General features: G+C 64.4%; 22 protein-coding genes. 11 read left to right on the top strand and 11 right to left on the bottom strand.

Features of this window, described 5'->3' with window-relative positions:
- The first annotated feature begins 33 nt into the window (after window positions 1-33).
- From P3W85_RS22945 to P3W85_RS22920, 6 genes are all read left to right on the top strand, one after another.
- Window positions 34-1,923 (top strand): dipeptide ABC transporter ATP-binding protein, encoded by a 1,890-nt coding sequence (locus P3W85_RS22945; RefSeq protein WP_276266471.1) that lies wholly within the window; start codon window positions 34-36, stop codon window positions 1,921-1,923.
- Window positions 1,924-1,951: 28 nt separating this feature from the next.
- Window positions 1,952-3,496 (top strand): glutathione ABC transporter substrate-binding protein GsiB, encoded by a 1,545-nt coding sequence (gsiB, locus tag P3W85_RS22940; RefSeq protein WP_017229147.1) that lies wholly within the window; start codon window positions 1,952-1,954, stop codon window positions 3,494-3,496.
- 190 nt (window positions 3,497-3,686) lie between these two features.
- Window positions 3,687-4,607, top strand: a complete 921-nt coding sequence (gene gsiC / locus P3W85_RS22935; RefSeq protein ID WP_276266470.1) for a glutathione ABC transporter permease GsiC — start codon at window positions 3,687-3,689, stop codon at window positions 4,605-4,607.
- Between the two features lie 11 nt (window positions 4,608-4,618).
- Window positions 4,619-5,533, top strand: coding sequence for a glutathione ABC transporter permease GsiD (gsiD, locus tag P3W85_RS22930; RefSeq protein ID WP_017229145.1), 915 nt, complete (start codon window positions 4,619-4,621; stop codon window positions 5,531-5,533).
- A gap of 13 nt (window positions 5,534-5,546) precedes the next feature.
- Window positions 5,547-6,620 (top strand): P1 family peptidase, encoded by a 1,074-nt coding sequence (locus P3W85_RS22925; protein ID WP_276266469.1) that lies wholly within the window; start codon window positions 5,547-5,549, stop codon window positions 6,618-6,620.
- 12 nt (window positions 6,621-6,632) lie between these two features.
- Window positions 6,633-7,445, top strand: a complete 813-nt coding sequence (locus tag P3W85_RS22920; protein WP_017229143.1) for a M55 family metallopeptidase — start codon at window positions 6,633-6,635, stop codon at window positions 7,443-7,445.
- 79 nt (window positions 7,446-7,524) lie between these two features.
- Here the strand turns inward: P3W85_RS22920 and P3W85_RS22915 are convergent, their stop codons facing one another.
- Genes P3W85_RS22915 through P3W85_RS22900 form a run of 4 tightly spaced genes read right to left on the bottom strand, consistent with a single transcriptional unit; the run spans window position 7,525 to window position 11,558 of the window.
- A complete protein-coding gene (locus tag P3W85_RS22915; protein WP_276266468.1) occupies window positions 7,525-7,989 on the bottom strand; it encodes a GNAT family N-acetyltransferase in 465 nt (154 codons plus the stop codon).
- Window positions 7,982-9,166: a Bcr/CflA family efflux MFS transporter gene (locus tag P3W85_RS22910; RefSeq protein WP_276266467.1), complete on the bottom strand. Its 1,185-nt coding sequence runs from the start codon at window positions 9,164-9,166 to the stop codon at window positions 7,982-7,984. The genes P3W85_RS22915 and P3W85_RS22910 overlap by 8 nt, the downstream gene beginning before the upstream one ends.
- Before the next feature lie 29 nt (window positions 9,167-9,195).
- The gene (locus tag P3W85_RS22905) at window positions 9,196-10,203 is read right to left on the bottom strand and encodes a diiron oxygenase (protein ID WP_276266466.1); all 1,008 of its coding nucleotides are present in this window, start codon (window positions 10,201-10,203) and stop codon (window positions 9,196-9,198) included.
- Between the two features lie 8 nt (window positions 10,204-10,211).
- The gene (locus tag P3W85_RS22900) at window positions 10,212-11,558 is read right to left on the bottom strand and encodes a SagB/ThcOx family dehydrogenase (RefSeq protein WP_276266465.1); all 1,347 of its coding nucleotides are present in this window, start codon (window positions 11,556-11,558) and stop codon (window positions 10,212-10,214) included.
- A gap of 234 nt (window positions 11,559-11,792) precedes the next feature.
- Between P3W85_RS22900 and P3W85_RS22895 the strand changes: the two genes are divergently transcribed.
- Together P3W85_RS22895 and P3W85_RS22890 are read left to right on the top strand one after the other, a co-directional pair.
- On the top strand, window positions 11,793-12,599 hold the full coding sequence (locus P3W85_RS22895) for a hypothetical protein (RefSeq protein WP_276266464.1): 807 nt from the start codon (window positions 11,793-11,795) through the stop codon (window positions 12,597-12,599).
- 95 nt (window positions 12,600-12,694) lie between these two features.
- Window positions 12,695-13,774 (top strand): M14 family metallopeptidase, encoded by a 1,080-nt coding sequence (locus P3W85_RS22890; protein ID WP_276266463.1) that lies wholly within the window; start codon window positions 12,695-12,697, stop codon window positions 13,772-13,774.
- A gap of 191 nt (window positions 13,775-13,965) precedes the next feature.
- Here the strand turns inward: P3W85_RS22890 and prmB are convergent, their stop codons facing one another.
- From prmB to dapC, 6 genes are all read right to left on the bottom strand, one after another.
- Complete coding sequence (gene prmB, locus P3W85_RS22885; protein ID WP_276266462.1) at window positions 13,966-14,859, bottom strand: 50S ribosomal protein L3 N(5)-glutamine methyltransferase; 894 nt, start codon at window positions 14,857-14,859, stop codon at window positions 13,966-13,968.
- 55 nt (window positions 14,860-14,914) lie between these two features.
- Window positions 14,915-16,066 (bottom strand): succinyl-diaminopimelate desuccinylase, encoded by a 1,152-nt coding sequence (dapE, locus tag P3W85_RS22880; protein WP_276266461.1) that lies wholly within the window; start codon window positions 16,064-16,066, stop codon window positions 14,915-14,917.
- Between the two features lie 200 nt (window positions 16,067-16,266).
- Window positions 16,267-16,614, bottom strand: coding sequence for an ArsC family reductase (locus tag P3W85_RS22875; protein ID WP_017229138.1), 348 nt, complete (start codon window positions 16,612-16,614; stop codon window positions 16,267-16,269).
- Between the two features lie 24 nt (window positions 16,615-16,638).
- Window positions 16,639-16,998: a hypothetical protein gene (locus tag P3W85_RS22870; RefSeq protein WP_017229137.1), complete on the bottom strand. Its 360-nt coding sequence runs from the start codon at window positions 16,996-16,998 to the stop codon at window positions 16,639-16,641.
- 181 nt (window positions 16,999-17,179) lie between these two features.
- Window positions 17,180-18,007 carry a 2,3,4,5-tetrahydropyridine-2,6-dicarboxylate N-succinyltransferase gene (dapD, locus tag P3W85_RS22865; protein ID WP_017229136.1) on the bottom strand — a complete coding sequence of 276 codons (828 nt, stop codon included), beginning with the start codon at window positions 18,005-18,007 and terminating at the stop codon, window positions 17,180-17,182.
- Between the two features lie 92 nt (window positions 18,008-18,099).
- Entirely contained in the window at window positions 18,100-19,317 is a 1,218-nt protein-coding gene (gene dapC / locus P3W85_RS22860) for a succinyldiaminopimelate transaminase (RefSeq protein WP_276266460.1), read from the bottom strand.
- Between the two features lie 201 nt (window positions 19,318-19,518).
- Between dapC and P3W85_RS22855 the strand changes: the two genes are divergently transcribed.
- Window positions 19,519-20,505, top strand: coding sequence for a DMT family transporter (locus P3W85_RS22855; RefSeq protein WP_276266459.1), 987 nt, complete (start codon window positions 19,519-19,521; stop codon window positions 20,503-20,505).
- Window positions 20,506-20,526: 21 nt separating this feature from the next.
- On the opposite strand, the gene P3W85_RS22850 is transcribed toward P3W85_RS22855, so the two are convergent.
- Entirely contained in the window at window positions 20,527-21,402 is an 876-nt protein-coding gene (locus P3W85_RS22850; protein WP_346430283.1) for a ferritin-like domain-containing protein, read from the bottom strand.
- Window positions 21,403-21,871: 469 nt separating this feature from the next.
- Here P3W85_RS22850 and smc point away from each other — a divergent pair, with 469 nt between their 5' ends.
- Both smc and P3W85_RS22840 read left to right on the top strand, forming a co-directional pair.
- Window positions 21,872-25,387 carry a chromosome segregation protein SMC gene (smc, locus tag P3W85_RS22845; RefSeq protein WP_017224591.1) on the top strand — a complete coding sequence of 1,172 codons (3,516 nt, stop codon included), beginning with the start codon at window positions 21,872-21,874 and terminating at the stop codon, window positions 25,385-25,387.
- Window positions 25,384-26,769, top strand: a 1,386-nt coding sequence (locus tag P3W85_RS22840; protein WP_276266458.1) for a cell division protein ZipA C-terminal FtsZ-binding domain-containing protein, incomplete at its 3' end; no start/stop codon positions are given. The genes smc and P3W85_RS22840, both read left to right, overlap by 4 nt.

The raw sequence follows: 26,769 nt of genomic DNA, 5'->3' as shown, positions 1-26,769 counted from the left end.
GCAAAGCATCAACCTAGGCACCAAGGGGGCCCAGTGGCTGCATCCTCTTCCAAGTCGACCATCGTCCTGCCACCGCAACGCGTGGTCTCCGTCAACGATCTCAGCGTGCGTTTCTCCACCTCGGAGCGCACGGTGGACGCGGTGCGCAACCTGTCCTTCCACGTCGACCGTGGTGAAACGCTGGCCGTGGTGGGCGAGTCCGGCTCGGGCAAGTCGGTGACCTCGCTGGCGCTGATGCGCCTGGTGGAGCATGGCGGCGGCAAGATCGCCAGCGGCAGCATGGCCTTGCGCCGGCGCAACGGCCAGGTGATCGACCTGGCCCGTGCCGACGGCGCAACCATGCGCGGCGTGCGCGGCAGCGACGTGGCGATGATCTTCCAGGAGCCGATGACTTCGCTCAACCCGGTGTTCCCGGTGGGCGAGCAGATTGCCGAGTCGATCCGCCTGCACCAGGGCAAGAACCGCGCCGAGGCACGCGCCGAAGCGCTGCGCATGCTGGAGATCGTGCGTATCCCGGAGGCGCGCCGCGTGCTGGACCGCTACCCGCACCAGCTCTCCGGCGGCATGCGTCAGCGCGTGATGATTGCCATGGCGCTGTCGTGCAAGCCGGCGCTGCTGGTTGCCGACGAGCCCACCACCGCACTGGACGTGACCATCCAGGCCGAGATCCTGCAACTGATCCGCAACCTGCAGGCCGAGATGGACATGGGCGTGGTCTTCATCACCCACGACATGGGCGTGGTGGCCGAGGTGGCCGACCGCGTGCTGGTGATGTACCGGGGCGAGAAGGTGGAAGAGGGCACTTCGGAACAGGTCTTCGCCAAGCCCGCGCATCCGTACACGCGCGCGTTGTTGTCCGCGGTGCCCAAGCTGGGCGCCATGCGCGGCACCGATTGGCCTGCCAAGTTCCCGTTGGTGCAACTGGACCAGGGCGAGCCGGTGGCGCCGGTGCCCCAGGACACGGTGCCGGCGGATGCCACGCCCATCCTGCGCGTGCGCGACCTGGTGACCCGCTTCGACGTGCCCGGCGGCCTGCTGGGCCGCGTGACGCGCCGCGTGCACGCGGTGGAGCGCGTCAGCTTCGATCTCTACCCGGGCGAGACGCTGGCGCTGGTGGGGGAATCCGGCTGCGGCAAATCCACCACCGGCCGCTCGCTGCTGCGCCTGGTCGATAGCCAGAGCGGCAGCATCGAATTCAACGGACAGGACATCAGCAAGATGCATGGCAGCGCCCTGCAAACCCTGCGCCGCAATATCCAGTTCATCTTCCAGGACCCCTTCGCCTCGCTCGACCCGCGCGTGCCGGTGGGCTATTCCATCATGGAGCCGCTGCTGGTGCACAAGGTGGCCAGCGGCAAGGAGGCCCAGCAGCGTGTGGCCTGGCTGCTGGAGAAGGTGGGCCTGACCGCCGCGCATGCTTCGCGCTATCCGCACGAATTCTCCGGCGGCCAGCGCCAGCGCATCTGTATCGCACGCGCGCTGGCACTGAACCCGAAGGTGGTGGTGGCCGACGAATCGGTATCCGCGCTGGACGTTTCCATCCAGGCGCAGATCGTCAACCTGATGCTCGACCTGCAGCGCGAGATGGGCATCGCCTTCCTCTTCATCTCGCACGACATGGCGGTGGTGGAGCGCGTGAGCCATCGCGTGGCGGTGATGTTCCTGGGGCAGATCGTCGAGATCGGCCCGCGCCGCGCCATCTTCGAGAACCCGCAGCACCCGTACACCAGGAAGCTGATGGCGGCGGTGCCGATCGCCGATCCGGCCCGCCGCCACCTCAAGCGCGAGCCGCTCTCGGACGAGATGCCCAGCCCGATCCGCGCGCTCGGCGACGAGCCGCTGGTGCAGCCGCTGGTAGCGGTCGGCGGCAACCCGGCTTCCCATCATTTTGTAGCACGGCACGCCATCGGCGGCGCCTACTGAACCGACGCAACCCCAAGGAGAATCGATCATGATCCGTTTCGCCCCTTCCAGGCTCATCGCGGGTGGCCTGGCCCTGGCCGCGCTCGGCGCAGGCCCGGCCTTTGCCGCCAAGGACGCCGTGATGGCGGTGTATTCCACCTTTACCACGCTCGATCCATACGACGCCAACGACACGCTGACGCAGGCCGCCAGCAAATCCTTCTACCAGGGCCTGTTCGGCTTCGACAAGGACATGAAGCTGGTCAACGTGCTGGCCGAAAGCTATGAAGCCAGCAAGGACGGCCTGACCTACACCATCAAGCTGAAGAAGGGCGTGAAATTCCACGACGGCACCGCCTTCGATGCCGCCGCCGTCAAGGCCAACCTGGACCGCGTCACCAATCCCGCCAACAAGCTCAAGCGCTACACGCTGTTCAACCGCGTGGCCAAGACCGAGGTGGTGGACGCCGGCACAGTCAAGATCACGCTGAAGGAGCCGTTCTCGCCGTTCATCAACGTGCTGGCCCACCCGTCCGCCGTGATGATCTCGCCGGCCGCGCTGCAGAAGTACGGCAAGGACATCGCCTTCCACCCGGTCGGCACCGGTCCCTTCGAGTTCGTCGAGTGGAAGCAGACCGATTACCTCAAGGGCAAGAAGTTCGCGGGCTACTGGAAGCACGGCTACCCGAAGATCGACACCATCACCTGGAAGCCGGTGGTGGACAACAATACCCGTGCCGCCATCATGCAGACCGGCGAGGCGGATTTCGCCTTCAGCATCCCGTTCGAACAGGCTGCCGTGCTCAAGGGCAGCCCCAAGGTGGACCTGATCGCCTCGCCCTCGATCATCCAGCGCTACCTGACCATGAACACCATGGTGAAGCCGTTCAACGATCCCAGGGTGCGCCAGGCCATCAACTACGCCATCAACAAGGAGGCGCTGGCCAAGGTCGCCTTTGCCGGCTACGCGACGCCTTCCGACGGCGTGGTGCCGGCCGGCGTGGACTATGCCGAGAAGCTGGGCCCCTGGCCCTATGACCCGGCCAAGGCGCGCGCGCTGCTGAAGGAGGCCGGCTACCCGAACGGCTTCGAGACCACGCTGTGGTCCGCCTATAACCACACCACCGCGCAGAAGCTGATCCAGTTCGTGCAGCAGCAATTGCAGCAGGTGGGCATCAAGGCGCAAGTGCAGGCGCTCGAGGCCGGCCAGCGCGTGGAGAAGGTGGAGAGCGTGCAGAAGCCCGAGGATGCCGGCGTGCGCATGTATTACACGGGCTGGTCGTCGTCGACCGGCGAATCCGACTGGGCACTGCGTCCGCTGCTGGCTTCGGAGTCGATGCCGCCCAAGCAGCTGAATACCGCCTACTACAAGAATGACCAGGTCGACGCGGATATCGCCGGGGCCCTGCGCACCACCGACCGCGCCGAGAAGGCTCGCCTGTACAAGGACGCGCAGGAGCATATCTGGAAGGACGCGCCCTGGGCATTCCTGGTGACCGAGAAGGTGCTGTTCGCGCGCGCCAAGCGCCTGACCGGTGCCTACGTGATGCCTGACGGTTCGTTCAGCTTCGACGAGATCGACATCAGGCAATAGGCACAACGGCGCAATGGCGCTTCGCGCGGTGCATGCCTTGCGTATGGGCCGCACCGCCCGCGACGTCGCGCGAAATGCGCAACGGTCAGGGCAGTACAGCGCAGCAAGCCGTGCAAGGCCGCCCACCCATGGCTGCGGGGGCAGGGCGGGCGGCCTGCGGTCTTCACGGTCTTCAATCATCCGGTGCATCATGCTGAATTACTTTCTAAAACGATTCCTGGGCGTGATCCCCACATTGCTGATCGTGGCAGTGCTGGTGTTCCTGTTCGTTCACCTGTTGCCGGGCGACCCCGCCCGGCTCGCGGCCGGCCAGGAGGCCGACCAGGCCACGGTGGACCTGGTGCGCCGGGATCTCGGCCTGGACAAGCCGCTGCCCGAGCAGTTCGTGCATTTCTTCTCGAACGCGGTGCGCTGGGAGTTCGGCAATTCGCTGCGCACCAAGCGTCCGGTCAGCGAGGAAATCGGCGAGCGCTTCATGCCGACGCTGTACCTGACGCTGGCCTCGATGGTGTGGGCAGTGATCTTCGGCATGGTGATCGGGATCAGCTCGGCGGTATGGCGCAATCGCTGGCCGGACCGCCTGGGCATGACGCTGGCGGTGTCCGGCATCTCCTTTCCGGCCTTCGCCCTCGGCATGCTGCTGATGGAGGTGTTCTCGGTGCAGCTGGGCTGGCTGCCCTCGATCGGCGCCGATTCCTGGCGGCACTACGTATTGCCGTCGATCACGCTGGGCGCCGCGGTGGCCGCCGTGATGGCCCGCTTCACCCGCGCGTCCTTCGTCGAAGTGCTGAACGAGGATTTCGTGCGCACCGCGCGCGCCAAGGGCGTAGGCGAGTTCCTGGTGGTGGCCAAGCATTGCCTGCGCAACGCCATGATTCCCGTGGTGACCATGATGGGGCTGCAGTTCGGCTTCCTGCTGGGCGGCTCGATCGTGGTCGAGAAAGTCTTCAACTGGCCGGGCCTCGGGCGCCTGCTGGTGGATGCCGTCGAGATGCGCGACTATCCGGTCATCCAGGCCGAGGTGCTGCTGTTCTCGCTCGAATTCATCCTGATCAACCTGGTGGTCGACGTGCTGTACACCGTCATCAACCCCGCCATTCGTTACAAGTAAGGGAGGCCGGCATGACCCAGCTATCCACGCCCGCCGACGGCGGCAACGCCGCCCCGGCAGCGGCCACGCAAGAAGCCGTACGCACACCCTGGACCGAGTTCTGGCGCAAATTCCGCAAGCAGCACCTGGCGCTGGGCGCCGGCGCGTTCGTGCTGCTGCTGGTGGCGGTGGCGATCTTCGCCCCGCACCTGGTGCCTTACGATCCCGAGAATTTCTTCGACTACGACGCCCTCAACGCCGGTCCCTCGGCGGCCCACTGGTTCGGCGTCGATTCGCTCGGGCGCGATATCTTCAGCCGCATTCTTGCGGGTACCCGCATCTCGCTGGCGGCGGGTTTCTTCTCGGTCATCATCGGTGCCGTGGTGGGCACCGTGCTCGGCTTGCTGGCGGGCTACTACGAGGGCTGGTGGGACCGCATCGTGACGCGCGTGTCCGACGTGCTGTTCGCTTTTCCCGGCATCCTGCTGGCGATCGGCATCGTCGCCATCCTCGGCAACGGCATGACCAACGTGATTTTCGCGGTGGCGGTGTTCAGCATCCCCGCCTTTGCCCGCCTGGTGCGCGGCAACACGTTGATGCTCAAGCGGCTGACCTATGTGGAAGCCGCGCGCAGCATCGGCGCGTCCGACTTCACCATCCTGATGCGGCACATCCTGCCGGGTACGATCTCGTCCATCGTGGTGTATTTCTCGATGCGTATCGGCACCTCGATCATCACCGCGGCCAGCTTGTCCTTCCTGGGCCTGGGCGCTCAGCCGCCAACCCCGGAATGGGGCGCCATGCTCAACGAGGCGCGGGCCGACATGGTGACCGCGCCGCACGTGGCGATCTTCCCCAGCCTGGCCATCTTCCTGACCGTGCTGGCCTTCAACCTGCTGGGCGACGGCCTGCGCGACGCGCTCGATCCCAAGATCGACCGGCGCTGAGACGGGAGCCGGCATGACTTTGGCATTGCCGCATATCGGCGCGCTCCCGGCCGGCGCCCGCAACAGCATCGCCGACGTGCCTGGCGTCACCGTGGGTCACTGTACGCTGGCCGAGGGCGCCTGCCAGACCGGCGTGACGGTGGTGCGGCCGCACGGCGGCAACCTCTTTACCGACAAGGTGCCGGCCGCTGCCACCGTGCTCAACGGCTTTGGCAAGAGCGTGGGCCTGGTGCAGGTGGAAGAGCTCGGCGTGCTGGAAACCCCGATCGCGCTGAGCAACACCTTTGCCGTGGGCGCGCTTGCGCAAGCGCAGATCCGTCAGGCCATCGCCGCCAACCCGGAGATCGGCCGGGCCTGGCCCACGGTCAATGCGCTGGTGTTCGAGTGCAACGACGGCTATCTCAACGACATCCAGGCGATGGCCGTCCAGGAAGCGCACTATATGCAGGCTTGCGCGGCGGCCGGCGTCGATTTCGCGCAGGGTGCGGTCGGGGCGGGACGGGGCATGTCGTCGTTCGGGCTGAAGGGCGGCATCGGTTCCGCTTCGCGCCAGGAGGGGGAGTACCACGTGGGTGCGCTGGTGCTGGCCAACTTCGGCACCATGCCCGCCTTCACCGTGGCCGGCACGCGCATTGGCGGCCTGCTGGCCGAGCGGCTCCAGGCCTATGCCCAGGCGCAAGTGGAGGCCGGCCCGGAAAAGGGCTCGATCATCATGATCCTGGCCACCGATGCGCCGCTCGATGCCCGGCAATTGCGCCGTCTCTCCCTGCGCGCCGGCGCGGGTCTGGCCCGCACCGGTTCGGTGTTCGGCCACGGTTCGGGCGATATCGCGCTCGCTTTTTCCACCGCCTACACCGTTCCCCAGCAAGCCGATGCGCCCATGCCGGCGCTGGCCATGCTGCACGAAACCCGGCTCGATGCGCTCTTCCACGCCGCTGCCGACAGCGTCGAGCAGGCCATCCTGCATGCGCTGTGGCAGGCCGACACCGTGCATGGCCGCGATGGCAACCAACGGGTCGCGCTGCGCGCGCTGATGCCAGAACTGCCGCAATGGCTGCAACGCCAAGCGCCGGCACCGACCAACTGAATCCCGCAAGCCATGAAGATCCTGATTTCCACCGATATCGAAGGCGTGGCCGGCGTGTTCCATCCCGAGCAGACGCGCCCCGGCAACGGCGAATATGAACGCGCCCGCGCCTGGATGACGCTTGAGGCCAATGCCGCGGTGCAGGGCGCCTTTGCCGGCGGCGCCACCGAAGTGCTGGTCAACGACTCGCATGGCGGCTTCCGCAACCTGCTGCCCGACCTGCTCGACGCACGCGCCAGCCTGGCGCTGGGCAAGCCGCGCTACCTCGGCATGATGGCCGGGGTGCAGGGCTGCGACGGCGTCTTCATGGTCGGCTACCACGGCCGCGCGCAAAGCTGCGGCATCCTGGCCCACACCATCAACAGCGGCGCCTTTGCCCGCATCTGGCTGAACGGGCAGGAACTGGGCGAGGCGGGTTTGTATGGCGCGCTGGCGGGCGAACTCGGCGTGCCGGTGCTGATGGCCAGCGGCGACGACGTGTTCGTGAAGGAGACCCGTCCGCTATTGCCCTGGGTGCGCTATGTGCAGACCAAGGAAGCCAGCGGGCAGGGCAGCGGCACCACGCTGTCGCCCGGCGCCTCGCGCGAGGCCATTGCCGCCGCCGCCGAACTGGCGGTGCGCAATGCGGACGGACGCCCGCTGAAGATGGAAGGCCCGATCCGTTGCCGCCTGCAGACCCAGAGCCCGGCATTCGCGGATCTGTTCTGCCAGTGGCCCACGCTGGAGCGGATGGACGGCGTCACGCTGGCGTTCGACGCCGCCTCGGTGCAGGCGGCGGTACGCATGCTGAACTGTCTGTCGGCGATGTCGTTCATGCTGAAGTAGGTATAGCCAATGCCAAGGCTCAGCATTTCCACCCGGAGTGCACAGGAAATTCTGGCAGCGGCAAGCCAAGTTCGCGCGCTTATAGGTTCTTGACCATCGTGATGCGGCTCGCGGTGAAGCCCAACTTGCCGTAGAGCTTTTGAGCTGCCTGATTGTGGCCGAAGACGTGAAGTTGAATCACGGAAAGGCCTTGTGCCCGCGCGAAGGTCTCTATCGCATGCAGGGCGTGCGATGCATGCCCTTGATTTCGACGATGAGGGAGGATGTGGAGGTCATATATGAATGCAGATTTCTGTAGTCTATCCATAAGAATCCAAGCATCCCCCAGAAACTCGCTGGTGGCCTGGTTGCGAATCGCAAAGAAGTGGTGGCCCGGGGTATGTAGTCCGGCCGGCAAGAGCCGTTGGAATAAGTCGGTTGCATCGGAGAGTGCAGCGGCAGCATCCCAGTCTCCACTTCTCGTCATGTTCGTGGCGTACTCCCTGACGGAACGTAGGGAGAAGGGAATGAACTCCTTCTCGGTGAATGCGTGAAGCTCAATCATTGCCCGCGGCTCGCGCTTGCGAGTCCCTCGTGGTTTTCATTCCGCTGAGTTGGTGAAAGAGAAGCAGGCTCGCCGCACTCGCAAAGATGATGATCCATGAAAGATTAAGTGGGATATCGGCGCTGATCTTGCTCACAATACCGCTCATGACTCCGGCAGTGGCAAACCGGATCGTGCTACCGGCCGCCGCCGCCGTCCCGGCGATTTCATCGAATAAAGACATCGCTTCGCTAGCCGTTGCAGGCCGGACAAGCACAGTTCCTGCCGTACAGATCAGCATCGGAAAGAGGGCCGTTGCGAAAATGGAGGTATCCCACCGGAGCATGAGCCACATTATCCCGCCTGATATTGTCATAAAAAACAATCCAAGTGCTATTTGACCATGCGTTGATATTTTTTTCGCCACGCGTGTTGCCGCCAAGCCGCCGAGTATATAGGCGCATCCGTACGTCAATAATACTAGGGAGTATTCATAGTTTCCCAGTCCCAACTGGTCGAGAAAAATGGCTGGTGAGATTATAATGAAGGCAAGGTGGCATGAAAACGATAGAGCTCCGATAAGCGAGTAAAGAATGAAGGACTTATCCATGAGTATTCTCAGATACTCGCCGCCGTAGAATAGAAGTCCTCCGTGACGCTTCTCTGCCGTCTCCTCGAATCGGGTCTGCGTGTACAGCAACAGGAATGCCGCGATTGCCGAAAAAAGGATGAAACTCCCGCGCCATCCAGAAGAGGATTGCAGCACGGAACCTAGCAAAGGGGAGCAGGCAATATATATGCCGCTGAGCGTTGTGGTGAGGATTCGTATGTTGATGCCTTCGCTCCCTTTGAAGACATCCTGCACGATGGCCTGGGCAAGCAGAAAACAAGCGCAGCCAATCGACTGCAAGATGCGACAGGCAATAAAGCTACTGTAACGGGTCGAAAATATACAGCCAAGCGCACCGGCGAGTGCAAGCAGCAATCCAATCAATAGCAGCCTCCTTCGTCCGTAGCGATCGGAGAGTGGCCCGACAAATAGTTGAGCTACGGAGAAACCTACTGCAAAAACGCTAATGGATAATGCTATATCGGTCGTGCCGGTTCTGAAATGGCCAGCCAAATCAGGAAACGACGGCAGCATGACATCGAGAGGTATTGCGCTGAGCAGGATCAGGAGATTAAGCAGGATAATCAAGCGCGCTCGCGCGGATGCAGGGCCGGTCATCATCCGCGAAATAAAGTGGCGTCTTGATCAAGTAGCCCACTTCTGGCGAACTCGACGGCATATCTAGGGTCGCTGAAGAAGTTGCATTTCCTAAGTGCGTGCAGTGTGGCAACGGATCCCGCCCTGGCTCTTTTTTGATTTTCAATTTTCGTGTTTCTCTCCATCGAGAGTGTTTTTGCTATCTCTTTCCGCACGCCGACATCGGTAAGGTCATTTATCAGGATGTTGCTGTCCAAGCGAAAACACTCTTGTATTATGGTTGGTAGCTGCAGTGCGCAAAAATCACGCTCCTCTTGTGCAAGGCGATTCCAGATGTAGGAAAACATTTTTATGAAGTACTGGCTGTGCTTTCGTTCGTCCTCAAGATGATCCATTAGCATTGTATAAACCGGTGCTGCAATTGCAGTTTGTCCGATTTTAAGGAATTCTTTTGTGATAACCGTTTCGGAGACAAATCCGATCAAAAACCATCCTAGTTCCGGATGCTGAGAATTCTCAATGAGTTCCTCCAGTCTGGCGATTCTTTGAAATTTTCGCCCGCCCAGGTCTATTCCATAGATTTCTGCGACCTGATTCGAGACATCGGCTGATATGACCGCGTGATAGGCTTCATCAGTGTAGAGGCGAAGCGCGTCCATACGGAGATCGTGAGGGATGGTAACGGGCAGGTAGTTGTGTGCGATGGATTCGGCGGATCTATTCACTATTCTGTGCTCGAGCAATGTGGTGTATTCGAGAAAGGAGATCAGATTCCTTGCGAGAAGTCCCTGTACCTGCTGTGACGTGAGGTCTGCAAGCAAGGGGTGCTTTAGGAACGAGAGCGCGGCTGGGAAAAACCAATTTCCTGATAAAGGCTCGCCGGATTCGCTATTGACATGGCTGCAGTCATAGTTGTACGGTTTCGAGCGTACGGCAGACGATTCATCCCAATGCGGAAAGCAGCTCTGATGCTTATTTTCTTCGCGGAACGTCGCCTTTTTGTCGGTAGGATGACTGGAGATTTTCATATAAGTAATCATTGTTGTTTGCCCAGTAGTGTCTGGCTTATTGGATCCATATCGCCTCCATTACTGTATCCAGATCCGACAAAAAGAAGTACTTGCTCATCGAGCGTGTCAATACCAAGTATCTTTTCGACTTCGCTGTCCTTGAAGGCCGCGGATAACCATGTATTCAAACCTACGGCAGAACTCGCGAGTTGAAAGGTTTGAGATAGGTGTCCGATATCAAGCAGGGAAACGCGATATGCCCTGGAATGACCGTACTTCCACCACATTCTGTCAAAACGGCTGGCAATGAACGCACCAAAGGCAAGATTCTCGGAAAAATATTGGCCGGCTAGCAAGGAGGACAGCGATTCCATATTCTTGAGAGTTCTGACTAGAGCAAGGCTATGGTTCTCCGGATTGTAATGATATATTCCGGGATCCAATGATTCCACCTGATGGCACCATATATAGATTTCGGAGGAGTTCAAACCACCACCTGATGGGCTGCTCCGTCTCTGGCGTAATTCATCAGGAACGAACTCGTTGATTTCTTGTTCGCGATCCTTCATAAAACCGAAGGATGCATATAGTATCGAGCCAAATTTTTCTTTGCTCACTGTTTCTTTGCGGAATTGTCGGCAAGTACGCCTACTCGATAAAGCCTGCCAGAGCGTGCAGTTTTCCAGAATCGAAGTGCTGGGTTTTTCCAGGGGGATAACAACTGGAAATTCTCTCTGCCTAAAGACTGGGATTTTATGTTGCAGCGTTTCATGGCACGTTCTTATATAGTTGGTTGCCCATTCAACGCCATCCTTCGGGTTTACATCTTGGGGGATATCCTTCGTGCCAAGGTGGAATATTCTGGATAGGATGTCCCATCCCCATGGGGGTTCAACAAACGGCTTGTTCGATACCAGATTCTCATTTTGTAGTTCCATATCAATGGAATCGCCGCGTGGATCGAAGGATTGGGTGTAGGCTATCTTCAGAAGACGGTGCGCGTAGTCGGACGCAAGGAGATATTGGTTGTGTTTCTCAAAATCCCAAACGATAATGCCACTGTCTTTTATGATCAGGAATATATTCGGATTGAAATGGGCTTTCATGCTGGTAATTTGAGTCAGGCGCCCGCCGGCGAGCGCCTGGTTGCTATTTACTTCTTCTTCGGTGCGGCAATTTGCGTCCAGTTTGCCATTTTCGCCGTTTCGAGAGTGATCTTCTTCATAAAACCTCCTACAAGTGGTTGATAAGGAACGAATGGCCGCAATGGAGTATGCGGCCACTCCATAATGGCAGGTGTCTTCAAATATGGGGCTGAGAAAAATCTCAAAGTTTCCGGGTCGCAGTTGAGTGCGATCCTGGCGGCGGGACATTCGATGCGAGTGGGTCCTTCGGGATGTGCGGCTCTTGAGGGGCTTGGTGAGGGGGCACTACACTACTAACTGGACGTCGGGAGGTGTGGGGCAGGGCGGCTCGGATGATGGGTCGCCAACACCCGAAGGCTCTTCGAAAAGGACTCGGATGGCGGTCGACGCGGCATGGGACAATAGCCAAGTGGTGTGGGCGGCTGTTCGTCGCTCACTGCGCCCATCAGTTCTCTCTTATTCATGACGCAAGCAAACGGCGAAAGCTGGACCCCCGTACGCAAGGATTTCGTCGAACCCGGCACGCGCTGCCGGCAGCATGTCGGCCGTGGCCGGCATCACGGCTTTGGCAACGGCCAGGCCTATATCCTGCGCGATGCGCTGGGCCACGAGCACCCCTTCGGCGAAGCGTGCGCGCGCGCCGTGCTGGCCGAGCCGGGTTTGCTCGACCTGGTACCCGACTATACGGAGCGCGATGCGGGCCAGCCGGTGCCCGAGCCCACCGCAGCCGACAACGACGAGTTTGAGGCGCCTACCCCTGCGGCGATACGCGCGCGAGCCGCCGCCGGCGGCGGACGCGGCAGCAAGGCCGGCGATGCCGTACTGCGGCGCGCGGCCGCCATCCGCTATCTGGTCTTGCGCATGGAAAAGGTGGCCGGCGTGCCGCGCGTGCAGCCGACCGTGCGGTTTCCCGCGCTGGAAGAGGTCTATCAGGCCTATCTGCAAAGCGGTGAACTGCCGGATGCCCAGGTCAAGCGCATCCTCGCCATCGAGCGCAGCGCGACCACGCCGCCCAAGCTCAAGAGCATCAACCTGCTCGATGTCTACACCGCCCACGTCAAGCTGGAGCGCCTGATCCAGGAATCCAACCGGCTGGAGCAGCGCAGGTTCCTGCGCAGCATCCATGACTGGCTGGCGCGGCACCTGGTGCTGTCCGCGGCACAGATCGCCGCGGCAGGCATCCAGATGCATCCGCATGCGTTCCGCTCCCTGTTGCTGCGCGAGGCTCCGCCGGCGGATGCCAAGGGCACCAAGGCCGCCAAGGGCTAGCCGCCTGGCTTCGGGTGGCTTCGGATGGCAATACCCGGCAAGTTGGCGTCTAATAGCGGCACTTCCACTCCTCGCCAAGCGCGAAATCTGCTGTCATGTCCCTGCACGCCAGCTTTTCCCGCAGCTATGCCGAAGCCAGGCAAAAATTCCGCGATGCCGCCCTGGCTGCCGGCGCTACCCTGACTGAATTCCCCCATCCCACCAAGCGCGGCTGCGCCGACGAGGAACTCGCCATGGACGTGGCCTGGGTGGGCGATGCCGAGGCCACGCGTTTCGTGCTGGTGACCTCCGCCATGCACGGCGTGGAGGGCTATTGCGGCTCCGGCGCGCAGGTCGCCATGCTGGGCGACGCGGCCTTGCTGCAGGACTACGCCGATGCCGGCGTGGCGCTGTTGCTGGTGCACGCGGTCAATCCCTACGGCTTCTCGCATATGCGGCGCGTCAACGAGGACAACGTCGACCTGAACCGCAATTTCATGGATTTCAGCGCGCCGCTGCCGCAGAACGCGCCCTATGCCGAGGTGGCGCCGCTGCTGCTGCCCGAGCAGTGGCCGCCATCCGGGGCGGACCAGGCCTCGCTGATGAAGACGGTGGCGGAGAAGGGGCTGCCCTGGTACCAGGCGGCCGTCAGCGCCGGGCAGTACCAGTTTCCGGACGGGCTGTTCTTCGGCGGCAGCAAGGCCTCGTGGAGCAATTACACGCTGCGCCGCATCCTGGCGCGCTATGGCGCAGGCCGCGAGGCGCTGCGCTGGCTCGACATCCATACCGGCCTGGGGCCGTGGGGCTACGGCGAGCCGATCTACATGGGTCCCGACAATGCGGAGCAGATCGGCAGGGCGCGAGCCATCTGGGGCCGCCATGTGACCTCGATCTATGACGGCTCCTCGACCTCGGCCAACCTCAGCGGCATGGCCTGGCTGGCGGTGCCGGAGACCGTGCCCACCCTGGACTATGCCGGCATCGCGGTGGAATTCGGCACCTTGCCGGTCACCGAAGTCCTGGAGGCGCTGCGCGGCGACCACTGGCTGCACCTGCATCCCGAGGCCGACGAAGGCCAGCGCAACCTGATCCGGCAGGCCATGTGGCATGCGTTCTATGGCGACGCCGACGACTGGCGCGAAGGCGTGGTGGAGCAGGTGCGGGAGGCGGCGGTGAAAGCGCTGTCGGGCTGGTAGGACTGGCGCGGCCGGTCCGTTGCTCGCGGCATCGAACGCGAAAGAGGCGAGCAAACCCGGGGGCACGAAACGAAGCTGCCAGGATGCGCCAAAACCATCGGCAATGACGACGCCTGTCGCTCGCTCTCTGCTTACGGGGAGAGCGGGCAAGCAGGCACCATGTATCCGAACGCCCCGGCATCCGGCCTGGCTCAGCCCGGCAACGCCTCGTAAGTCAGCAGGAACACCTGCTCCTCGCCTGCGCTGACCGGCAGCCAGACGATCTCCAGGTCGGGAAATGCCGCTTCCACGTTGGCATGCTCGTTGCCGATCTCCACCACCAGCGCGCCGCCCGGATTCAAGCGGGCCTTGGCGCCGGCGATGATGCGGCGGACCACGTCCATGCCGTCGTCGCCGCCGGCCAGCGCGATGCGCGGCTCGGCCTGGTACTCTGCCGGTAGCGCCTGCATCGAGGTCTCGTTGACGTAGGGCGGGTTGGTCAGGATCACGTCATAGGTGGCGCCGGCCGGTAGCGGTGCGTACAGGTCGCCCTCGTACAGGCTGATGCGGCCTTCCATCTTGTAGTCCGCCACGTTGCGGCGGGCCACCGCCAGCGCGTCGGGCGAGATGTCGACGGCATCGATGCGGGCCTTCGGCCAGACGTGCGCGGCGATGATGGGCAGGCAGCCGGAGCCGGTGCACAGTTCCAGCACCGGGCCGATTTCGGCGCTGTCGCCCACCCACGGCTCCAGTCCTTCCTGCAGCAGTTCGCCAATGAAGCTGCGCGGCACGATCACGCGCGAGTCCACGTAGAAGCGCAGTCCGTGCATGAAGGCTTCCCTGGTGATGTAGGCGGCGGGAACGCGCTCGGTGACGCGGCGCTCGATGACCTTCAGCACGGCGTCGACTTCCTCGGACAGCAGACGCGCGTCGAGGAAGGGGTCGAGCGTGTCCAGCGGCAGGTGCAGCGTATGCAGGACCAGGTAGGCCGCTTCGTCGTAGGCGTTGGCGCTGCCGTGGCCGAAGGACAGCTTGGCTTCGGTGAAGCGCGACACGGCCAGGCGCAGCAGGTCGCGCACGGTGCGCAGGGGGGAGGGGGTAGCCATAGGGTCCTTCTTGTATCTGTTTTGCGGGGCGGTTAAGACGATTGCGTGGTCAGGCTCAGGCAATCAGGCGTTCCAGCACGCCGCGGTAGATATTCTTCAGGGGTTCGATAAAGCGCACTTCCACGTGCTCGTCGATCTTGTGGATGCTCGCATTGGGCGGCCCGAACTCGATCACCTGCGGGCAGATCTTGGCGATAAAGCGGCCATCCGAGGTGCCGCCGGTGGTGGACAGCTCGGTCTTGACACCCGTTTCCGCCGCAATCGCACCGGCCAGCGCATCGGAGAGATCGCCGCGCGCGGTCAGGAAGGGCTCGCCGCCGAGCGTCCAGGCCAGGTCGTAGTCGAGCTTGTGCTGATCCAGGATGGCATGCACGCGCGCCTTCAGGCCTTCTGGCGTGCTGGCGGTGGAAAAACGGAAGTTGAAGTCGATGGTGACGTGGCCCGGGATCACGTTGGTGGCGCCGGTGCCGGCATGGATGTTCGACATCTGCCAGGTGGTGGGCGGGAAGTATTCGTTGCCCTCGTCCCAGCGCTCGTTCACCAACTCGGTCAGCGCGGGGGCGGTCAGGTGGATGGGGTTCTTCGCCAGGTGCGGGTAGGCGATATGGCCTTGCACGCCCTTCACGGTGAGCTTGCCGGACAGCGAGCCACGGCGGCCGTTCTTGACCATGTCGCCTAGCGTGTCGACCGAGGTGGGCTCGCCCACCACGCAGTAGTCGAGCCGTTCGCCGCGCGCCTTGAGCGCCTCCACGACCTTGACGGTGCCGTCATGCGCGGGGCCTTCCTCGTCGCTGGTGATCAGGAAGGCGATCGAGCCGGCATGGTCCGGGTGGGTTTTCACGAATTCTTCCACCGCCACCACGAAGCCGGCGATCGAGGTCTTCATGTCGGCGGCGCCGCGGCCGTAGAGCTTGCCGTCGCGGTGGGAGGGCAGGAAGGGGTCGGAGCCCCATTGCTCCAGCGGGCCGGTCGGCACTACGTCGGTATGGCCGGCGAAGGCCAGCAGCTTGCCGTCCTGGCCGCGCGTGCCGCGCTTGACGGCCCACAGGTTGGTCACGCGAAAGTCGTCCGGGCCGCTGACGATGGCTTCGCAGGCAAAGCCGAGGGCTTTCAGGCGGGTTTCCAGCACGGCCTGGCAGCCTTCGTCGGCGGGCGTGACGGAGCGGCGGCGGATCAGGTCTTCGGTGAGGGCGAGGGTGGCGGTCATGAGAGGAATCAATGGGTCCAGGGGGACTCGGGTATGGGCGATTTCGGCCGGTTTCGGGCTGGCTCCGGAATGCCTCGGGCGCCGACCGACGCCGACAGGATGCGCCAGCGCCGCTTGCGGTGCCCGAGGGCTGTCACTCCCCTCATGGGGAGAGGGAGCAAGCCGCTGGTGTCCCGGCGAACGGTAGGAACCGCAAGGCCTTAAAACAGACTGGCGTAATTATCCGGCGAAAAACCCACGCTGACACTGCCCTTGTGGGCCAGCACCGGCCGCTTGATCAGCGACGGGCTTTGCTGCATCAGGGCAATGGCGCCGGCTTCCTGCTCGGCGCTCGCCTTGTCGGCGTCGGACAGCGCGCGCCAGGTGGTGCCCTTGCGGTTGATCAGGGTGGTCAGCGGCACATGCGCCAGCCAGCCACGCAACAGGGCTTCATCCACGCCTTGTTTCTTGAAGTCATGGAAGGTGTAGTCCACGCCGTTGGCTTCGAGCCAGGTACGGGCTTTCTTGACGGTATCGCAGTTGGGGATGCCGTAGAGCAGGACAGTCATGGCGAAATCGGGCCAGCCGGGCGGCTAGCGCAGCAAAAGGTTGAGGGCGACCACCAGGCCGGCAAGGCCAAGCGCGAATCCGGCCATGGCCACCGCCGTCATCAGGCGCAGCCGGCGGTCCAGCCGCGCGGCCTCGCGGCGCAGGGCCTCGATGGTGATGGCGTGTTGCTCGGCCAGCAGCTTGACGGCCTCGGCCTGCTGCATTGCGGCGTTCTCCAGCTCGGCGATGCGCGCAGCCGGGTCGCGCGCGTCCGGGCCGGGCGTGTCGGTGCCGCCATCCTTGCGCCGGCCTTTCTTGATCTTCTCGATGGTCTTGTTGGCCTGTTCGAGGATGCTGGGCAGCAGCGAGAGAACGGTGGTGACAGTGGTCGGGTCCAGGGCCATGAGTCGCTTGCGAAGGGCGGGCCAGCTGCGGCCGGCGGAGGTATCCACTGAGCGGGAACCGTTGGAGAGCGGGGATGGGGGAGCGTTAGCGCTAGCGTTCTGTTCCGGCATGCCGGTCAGACCGGCCGCGCGCTTGCGCGGTTCCGGGCGAAAAACGCTCCCCTTGTCGCCGCGGACGAGATCAGTCGCCGCGCAGCAGGTCGTTCAGGCTGGTCTTGGCGCGGGTTTGCGCGTCCACCTTCTTGACGATCACGGCGCAGTACAGGCTGTACTTGCCGTCCTTGGACGGCAGGTTGCCCGCCACCACCACCGAGCCCGCCGGCACGCGGCCGTAGTGGACCTCGCCGGTTTCGCGGTCATAGATCTTGGTCGACTGGCCGAGATACACGCCCATCGAGATCACCGAGTTTTCTTCCACGATCACGCCTTCGACCACTTCCGAGCGCGCGCCGATAAAGCAGTTGTCTTCGATGATGACCGGATTGGCCTGCAGCGGCTCGAGCACGCCGCCAATGCCGACGCCGCCGGACAGGTGGACGTTCTTGCCGATCTGGGCGCAGGAGCCGACGGTGGCCCAGGTGTCGACCATGGTGCCCTCGTCGACGTAGGCGCCGATGTTGACATACGACGGCATCAGCACGGCGTTCCTGGCGATGAACGAGCCGCGGCGGGCCACGGCCGGGGGCACCACGCGGAAGCCGCCCTTGGCGAAGTCGTCAGCGGTCCAGTTGGCAAACTTGGTCGGCACCTTGTCGTAGAACTGGGCAAAGCCGCCGGCGGACATCGGCGCGTTGTCTTCCAGGCGGAACGACAGCAGCACGGCCTTCTTGATCCACTGGTTGACGATCCATTCCTTGCCTTGCTTCTCCGCCACGCGCAGCGCGCCGGTGTCGAGCTGGCCGATCACGGTGGCCACGGCTTCGCGGATGTCGTTGGGGGCGGACTTGGGCGAGAGGCTTGCGCGGTCTTCCCATGCCTGGTCGATCAGGGCTTGCAGTGCTTGCGTCATATGCGTGTTTTCAGTGGTTGATCGTTGTCTGCGGCAAAATTCAGTATGTGTTTCGCACTTGTTTCAGCATGTGCGGTGCAAGGCGCCCGGCTTCAGCCCAGCGCCTTGCAGAAGGCCACGATGCGGCGCGCGCCTTCCAGGCATTCCCCTGGCGTGGCCACCAGCGCCATGCGCACGCGGTTGGCGCCCGGGTTGATGCCGTCAGCCTCGCGCGCGAGGTAGCTGCCGGGCAGTACGGTGACGTTCTGCTCGGCCAGCAGGCGCGCGGCAAACTCCGTATCCGACAGGCCGGTGCGCGAGACATCCGCCCACAGGTAGAAGCCGGCATCGGGCAGGGCCACGTCCAGCACTTCGGCCAGCAGCGGGGTGACCTCGGCGAACTTGCGTACGTAGGCCGCGCGGTTGTCGCGCACATGGGCCTCGTCGTTCCAGGCCGCCACGCTGGCGCTCTGCACCGCCGGGTTCATGGCGCCGCCGTGATAGGTACGGTATAGCAGGAATTTCTTCAGCAGGGCGGCGTCGCCCGCCACGAAGCCCGAACGCAGGCCAGGCACATTGGAGCGCTTGGACAGGCTGGAGAACATCACCAACCGCTCGAAGGGATGGGGGCCATCGGCGCGGCCCAGCCTGTGGGCGGCCTCCAGCGCGCCCAGCGGCGGCTCGCCTTCCTTGAAGTAGATCTCGGAGTAGCACTCGTCCGAAGCGATCACGAAGCCATGGCGGTCGGACAGCGCGAACAGTTCGCGCCAGTCCTCCAGCGACAGCACGGCGCCGGTCGGGTTGCCGGGGGAGCACACGTAGACCAGTTGCACCCTGGCCCAGGTGTCGGCCGGGATGCGGTCGAAGGCCGGGGCGAAATTGCGCGCCGGGTCGCTGTTGGCGAACACCGGGGTGGCGCCGGCCAGCAGCGCCGCGCCTTCGTAGATCTGGTAGAACGGGTTCGGGCACAGCACCAGCGCGCCGGGGCGGCTGGCGTCGACCACGGTCTGGGCGAAGGCGAACAGCGCCTCGCGCGAGCCGGTCACCGGCAGTACCTGGGTGGCGGCATTCACGGCCGGCAGGCTGTAGCGGCGCTGGAGCCACGCGGCTATGCACTGTCGTAGTGCATCCGAACCGGCCGTTGTGGGATAATTCGCCAGCCCCGCCAGTGCGTCCGACAGCGCCGTCTTGATGAATTCGGGCGTGGGGTGCTTGGGTTCGCCGATGCCGAAGCTGATCGCGGGCAATGCGCCGTTCGGTTTGACGTCAGCCAGCAGCACGCGCAGTTTCTCGAACGGATAGGGCTGGAGCAGGTCTAGGCGGGGATTCACGGTCAGGTTCGGGCCGGTGGGGCCAAGCTCAAAGCCGCCCATTATAGAGGATCGCCGCGTTTTCCCGTGCGCCCGCAGGGGCTTGCCGGCGCGCCGGACGGCCATGGGACGCATCGGCGCGTGCCGGATGCCCCTAAGCGATACCTGACAAAGACAAATACCAACGGGGGGCTGCCTAGCTGGCAGTCTTTTACGCTTTTCATGAGCACATTGCCTGCTTCCGCCAGATCTTCCGCCGCCCATGCGCATGATGCGCATGCCGTCAAATCCACCCTGTCCATCCTGCTGGGCGCCTCGGTCTGGGGCATCGCCTGGTTTCCCTATCGTGTGCTGGCCGGCTGGGGCCTGGGCGGCATGACGGCGGCGGCGCTGGTGAGCGCCATGGCCGCGCTGATCGCGCTGGCTGCCTTTGCCCGCCACCTGGGCGGCCTGCGCTGGTCATGGCTGTTCATGGCCATCGGGCTGGCGGCTGGCGTGACCAATGCCGGCTTTGTGTGGGGCAGCGTCAACGGGCACGTGATGCGCGTCCTGCTGCTGTTCTACCTGACGCCGGTGTGGACCGCGCTGTTCGCCCGCGTCTTCCTGGGCGAGAAGCTGTCGGCCGCGGGCCTGCTGCTGGTGGCGCTGGCGTTGTTCGGCGCTGGCCTGATGCTGTGGACGCCGGAAGTGGGGCTGCCGCTGCCGACGCACGCCGCCGAGTGGTCAGGCCTGATCGGCGGCATGGGCTTTGCGGTCAACAATGTGCTGTCGCGCCGGGCCGGGCAGCTTTACCCGGAGATGGACGCGCGCCTGCGCACCGTGATGGTCTACGTGGGCTGCACCGCCGTCGGCCTGCCTTGCGCGCTATGGCTGGAGCCGGGCGGGGTGGCGCTGGCGCCCGCGATCGGCTGGGGCGGGCTGGCGCTGATGCTGGGCCTGGCCGCGACGCTGGTGCTCAGCAATTCGGTGGTCCAGTACGGGCTGCAGCGCCTGCCGGCCAACCGGGTTTCCCTGTTGATGCTGTTCGAGATCGTGATCGCGGCGGTGTCGTCGTGGTGGCTGGCGACCGAGACGCTGAGCTGGAAGGAGGCCGCCGGCGGGTTGTGCATCGTGGCGGCCGGCGCCTTGTCCGGGCTGGTGCACCGCGCCCGGGCAAGGCGTGCCGGCGAGGACGGCGGGGGCGCAGACCCCGCGCTGCAGCCGCAATAGCCGGCGCGGGCCGCGGCCGGCTCAGTAGAGCATGGCCCGCGAAACCACCGCCACCAGGGGCTTGCGGATGGCCTTTTCCACGCCGGCGTGCAGGTGCAGTGGGCGCAGCAGCATCTTGACCGTCATCTCGATCGGCAGGTTGCGGCGAATGACCGCGCTGACCCTGGAATTCAGCCTGCGCACGTCCTTCTGCGGAATATGCTCGGTGCCGCGCTCGATGCGCAGTACATTGCGCAGTGCAATCTCGGCATCCTCGTTCTTGATTTCCAGCAGGCGCCGCACCAGGGCGCCGAGCACGCGCAGGCGACCAAGCCGCTCTGCATCGTTGAACGTCTTGAAGTAACGGTAGAAGTGCTTGTAGTGGCGGACTTCGTCGTTGGCGATGCGGCGGGTCAGTCCGCGCAGCACCGGCTCGGTGCTGGCCTGTTCCAGCGAGCGGTAGAGCGCCGCGGTGCCGGTTTCCACCACGCAGCGCGCGGCCATTTCGAGAGCCTCGGACGGCTCGAAGTTGTCTACCGAGCAGGTGTGCCGGTATTCGTCGAAAAAGCGTGCATAGCCCCGCTCCCAGTCGAATTCCGGCCAGACATGTTCCACATAGCGCCGCAGCGCCAGGCCGTGCTGCAGTTCCTCGGCTTCCCAGTGCTCGGACAGCCAGCTGGAGGCATCGGCATAGGCCGCATAGTAGCCGGCAAGGTTGCCGGCATAGGTGTCGGAGCCGCTTTCGACGAAGGACGCCGAAACGAGCAGATAGAACAACTCCCGGTCAGGACGCACCTGGGAGACGTCGATCGCCTGGAAATCGATCTCGTCGATGGACCAGGGTGGTGTTTGGTGCGCATTTTCGGCGGTATCGCCGCTCAGGCTTTCGCCCAATCTCGCCGGAATCAAGGCGGTCATGCTAAGCACTCCCAGAGGTGGCGCGAACCGCAGGGTTCACGTTTTGGGCCGGAGACGCCACATGCGCTGTCCGTTGGAACGGCCCGGGCAATGGGCATCAGGGATCACGCCGACAATTTAGAGACTAGCACTAACCCTTGGAAGTTTCCCGCCAACTTCAGCGAGGGGCTCCCGGTGCGCTTCTCCCTGCCGCCGCGGGGTGCGCTGTGACAGGCACCACGGTGTCCCGAGTGTAGGGTGGAGACCGGGCAAGATGCCTAGGAAACGGCGCAATGCGCCTGCGGAAATGCCCTTGGATGACCCCGGAAAGCGCCCGGGCGCGGAAGGCGCGATGGTATGATTAGCGCCAACTATCGGGCACTAACGGCCGGCAGGGGGCGCAATCGGCACGCGCCGTTCCCCCTGGCCCCTTGCGCTGGCGCCCGGCTTTCCTGAACGCTGTATTACGCAAGATACCCCACGACCAACCGTGCGACTGTCCTCGATCAAGCTGGCGGGCTTCAAGTCCTTCGTCGATCCCACCAATTTTCAAGTGCCCGGCCAGCTGGTCGGCATCGTAGGTCCCAACGGCTGCGGCAAATCGAACATCATCGATGCGGTGCGCTGGGTGCTGGGCGAGTCACGCGCCTCGGAGCTGCGCGGCGAGTCCATGCAGGACGTCATCTTCAACGGCTCGACCGCCCGCAAGCAGGCCGGGCGTGCCAGCGTCGAACTGGTGTTCGACAACCCCGAAGGGCGCGCGGCCGGGCAGTGGAGCCAGTATGCCGAGATCGCTGTCAAGCGCGTGCTGACGCGCGACGGCACTTCCTCGTACTACATCAATAACCAGGCGGTGCGCCGCCGCGACATCCAGGACATCTTCCTGGGCACCGGCCTGGGGCCGCGCGCCTACGCCATCATCGGGCAGGGCATGATCTCGCGCATCATCGAGGCCAAGCCCGACGACATGCGGATCTTCCTGGAGGAAGCCGCCGGCGTGTCCAAGTACAAGGAACGCCGCCGCGAGACCGAAAACCGGCTCTCCGACACGCGCGAGAACCTGACCCGCGTCGAGGACATCCTGCGCGAGCTCGGCAGCAACCTCGAAAAGCTGGAAGGCCAGGCCGAGGTGGCCCAGCGTTTCAAGACCTTGCAGTCCGACGGCGAGGAAAAGCAGCACCTGCTGTGGCTGCTCAGGAAGCGCGAGGCGCAGGCCGAGCAGGAACGCCACCAGCGCGCCATCGAACAGGCGCAGATCGAGCTGGAAGCCCAGACCGCGCAACTGCGCCACGTCGAGGCCGAGCTGGAGACCATGCGGGCCGCGCATTATGCAGCCTCCGACAATATGCATACGGCGCAGGGCGCGCTGTACGAAGCCAATGGCGAGGTCAGCAAGCTCGAAGCCGAGATCCGCTATGTGGTGGAATCGCGAAACCGCGTGCAGGCCCAGATCGCCGCGCTGACCGCGCAGCGCGAGCAGTGGCAGGGCAAGGCCGAACAGGCCACCGACGGCCTCGCCCAGGCCGAGGAAGAGCTGGCCGTGGCCGAAGGGCGCACCATCGAGGCGCAGGAAGCGGTCGCCCAGAAGACCGATGAGCTGCCCACGCTGGAAGCCCAGTGGCGCGATGCCCAGGCGCTTTCCAATGAGCAGCGCGCCAGCATCATGCAGGCCGAGCAGGCGCTCAAGCTGGAAGCCGCGCAGCAGCGCAGCGCCGACCAGATGCTGCAGCAGCTCGAGCAGCGCCGCGAGCGCCTGTCGGGCGAGGAAAAAGGGCTCGACCGTCCCGACGAAGTCCGCCTGGAAGAATTGCGCGCCGAACTGGCCGAGCAGGAAGCCGTGCTGGAGGAAGCACAGGCCATCCTGGCCGATTCCACCGACAACGTGCCGCGCCTGGACGGCGAGCGCCGCAGCGCGCAGGAGCGCGTGCAGAGCGAAGCCGCCGCGATCGCCTCGCTGGAGGCCCGCCTGTCCGCGCTGAAGCAGCTGCAGGAAAACGTGCAGACCGAAGGCAAGGTTCAGCCCTGGCTGGCCAGGCACGGCCTGGCCGAACTGCCGCGCCTGTGGAAGAAGCTGCATATCGAGCCGGGCTGGGAAAGCGCGCTGGAATCCGTGCTGCGCGAAAAGCTCGCCGCGCTCGAAGTCTCCAACCTGGACTGGATCAAGTCCTTCCTGTCCGATGCGCCGCCCGCCAAGCTGGCCTTCTATTCGCCGCCGCCGGCCGCGCGCCCGCTGGAAGCGCCTGCCGGCCTGCGCCCGCTGATGGCGCTGGTGCAGATCACCGAGCCCGGCATCCGGGCCGTGATGCAGGACTGGCTGGCCGATATCTATACCGCCACCGACATGGCCTCGGCGCTCGCCGCGCGCGCCACCCTGCCGGAAGGCGCGTCGTTCGTCGTGGCCGAGGGCCACATGGTGGGACGCAGCTCGGTCCAGCTCTACGCCGCCGATTCCGAGCAGGCCGGCATGCTGGCCCGCGAACAGGAGATCGAGAACCTGCACAAGCAGGCGCGCGCGCAGTTGCTGCTGTCCGACGAGGCCAAGACCCAGGCGGTGCGCGCGGAAAGCGCCTACACCCAGGCCAGCGCCGCGCTTGCCGAAGCCCGCGGGCGCAGCGAACAGGCCACCCGCCGCGTGCATGCGCTGCAGATGGACGTGCTCAAGCTGTCGCAGGCGATGGAGCGCTACGCCGCACGCAGCGGCCAGATCCGCGAGGAGCTGGCGGAAATCGGCGCGCAGATCGAAGAGCAGCGCGCCATCCGCGCCGAATCCGAAGCCAGCTTCGAGCAGCACGACGCGGCGCTTGCCGAGATGCAGGCCACGCACGAAGACCACCAGATGGCCTTCGAGGCGCTGGACAGCAAGCTGTCGTCGGCGCGGCACCAGTTGCGCGATTTCGAGCGCGCGGCGCAGGAAGCCTTGTTTGCCGAGCGCAACCTGGCCAACCGCATCGAAGAACTGCGCCGCAATATCCAGACCGCCGGCGACCAGGCCGAGCGTCTTGCCCAGTCGCTGGAAGACGCCCGCGCCGAGCTGGAAACCATCAACGAGCAGACCGCCCACACCGGCCTGCAGGACGCGCTGGAACGGCGCGCCGAGAAGGAAGAAAAGCTCCAGCTCGCCCGCACCGAACTCGACGCGCTGTCGGCGCAGCTGCGCCAGTACGACGACCAGCGCCTGGCCGCCGAACGCAGCCTGCAGCCGCTGCGCGACCGCATCACCGAGCTCCAGCTCAAGGAACAGGCCGCACGCTTGAACCAGGAGCAGTTCAGCGAGCAACTGACCACCGCCGAGGTGGACGAGGCCGCGCTGGCCGAAAAGCTGACGCCGGACCTGAAGCCGTCCTACCTGCAGGGCGAAGTCACCCGCCTTAACAACGCCATCAACGCCCTCGGGCCGGTGAACATGGCGGCGCTGGACGAACTGGCGGCGGCGCGCGAGCGCAAGACCTTCCTCGACGCGCAGTCGGCCGACCTGCTGGACGCCATCACCACGCTGGAAGACGCCATCCACAAGATCGACCAGGAAACCCGTGCGATGCTGCAGGGGACCTTCGACCAGGTCAACCATCATTTCGGCGAGCTGTTCCCGTCGCTGTTCGGTGGCGGGCAGGCCAAGCTCATCATGACCGGCGACGAAATCCTCGACGCCGGCGTACAGGTGATGGCGCAGCCGCCGGGCAAGAAGAACTCGACCATCCACCTGCTGTCGGGCGGCGAAAAGGCCCTGACCGCGATCGCGCTGGTGTTCGCCATGTTCCAGCTCAACCCGGCACCGTTCTGCCTGCTGGACGAGGTGGACGCGCCGCTGGACGATGCCAACACGGAGCGCTACGCCAATATGGTGGCGCGCATGTCGGACAAGACTCAGTTCGTCTTCATTTCCCACAATAAAATCGCAATGGAAATGGCACACCAGTTGATTGGCGTGACGATGCAGGAACAAGGGGTATCGCGCATCGTCGCGGTGGATATGGACGCGGCGATCTCGATGGCGGAGGCAGCATGACGCTCCAGACTGCCCTGATTGTTGCAGGCATCGTCCTGCTGCTGATGATCGTGGCCTATAACCAATGGCAGATCCGCAAGTCCCGCCGCCCGCGCGCGCTGCAGCCGGAGGACGATCTGCCGCCGATGCGCGAGCCGGTGGTAAGCCCGGTGGTGGCGCCGGAGGTCAGCGCCAAGCTGCATGAGCCCGCGGCGGAGCATCATCCCGAGCGGCGCGAGCCCACGCTGTCGGCCTTGCCGCTCGACGCCGCTGCCGTGGCGGCGGGCATGGCTGCCAGCTCGGCGGATGCCGACGAAGCCGTTGCCGACGAGATGGCGATCGCCGCGGCGCCCGCGTCTGGCCATGCCGCCGCGCGCAAGCATGAAGACGCCCAAGGTGCCGATGCCCCGGCCAGCCACGCGGCGGCATCGGAACACGCTGAGCAGGACGAGCATGCGGAAGGTGCGCAGCCCAATGCGCACGATGGGAGCGAAGCCGGCGCAACGTCGCCCCGGGAGGCCGCGCCGCGCAAGGAAGCCTACGTCGAGCCGCCGGTACCCGATGGCCAGCCCACGCCGGCGCTGATCGATCCGCTGATCGACAGCATCGTGCCGCTGCACCTGGAGCGCAAGACCTCGGGCGACCGCATCCTGCCACTCACCGGCCGCCTGCGCCGCGCGGGTACCAAGCAGGTGCATATCGAAGGCTTGCGCATCGAGGCCAACGCCTGGGAAGCGGTCACCGCCGGGCACCAGTACGAAGACCTGCAGGTGGCAGTGCAACTCGCCAACCGGGGCGGCGCGCTCAATGCGCTGGAATTCTCCGAGTTCGTCAACGCGGTGGAAGCGCTGGCCGAGGCGCTGGATGCGTCGGCCGAGTTGCCGGACATGAGCGAGACGGTCGCCAACGGCCGCGAGCTGGATGCGTTTGCCGCCGGTTGCGACGTCCAGCTCGGCGTCAATGTGATCTCCGACGGCGCCCCGTGGTCGGCGGCCTACGTGCAGACGGTCGCGACCCAGGACGGGCTGGTCCTGTCGCGCGACGGCACCCGCTTCACCCGTTACCAGGCCAGTGCCGAGGGCGTGCAGCGGGCCTTGTTCACGCTGCAGTTCGGCGATACCAACTTCCTGCGCGACGACCTCACCGCCAAGGCAGGCCGCCAGATCACGCTGTTGCTCGATGTGCCGTCGGCGGCGCAGGCGACCAAACCGTTCAAGACCGTGTGCGAGTATGGCTACAGCCTCGCGCAGCGCATGGGCGCTCAACTGGTCGACGACAATATGCGGCCGCTGAGCGAGGCGTCCTTTGTCGCTATCTTCGGCCAGCTGCAAACACTCTACGACAAGCTCGAGGCGCGCGGCATGCCTGCCGGCTCGACGGTGGCGCTACGCTTGTTCAGTCTC

Source organism: Cupriavidus basilensis (genome assembly GCF_029335485.1).
GTDB lineage: Bacteria > Pseudomonadota > Gammaproteobacteria > Burkholderiales > Burkholderiaceae > Cupriavidus > Cupriavidus basilensis_E.
This window is presented reverse-complemented; position numbering and strand designations above follow the sequence as displayed.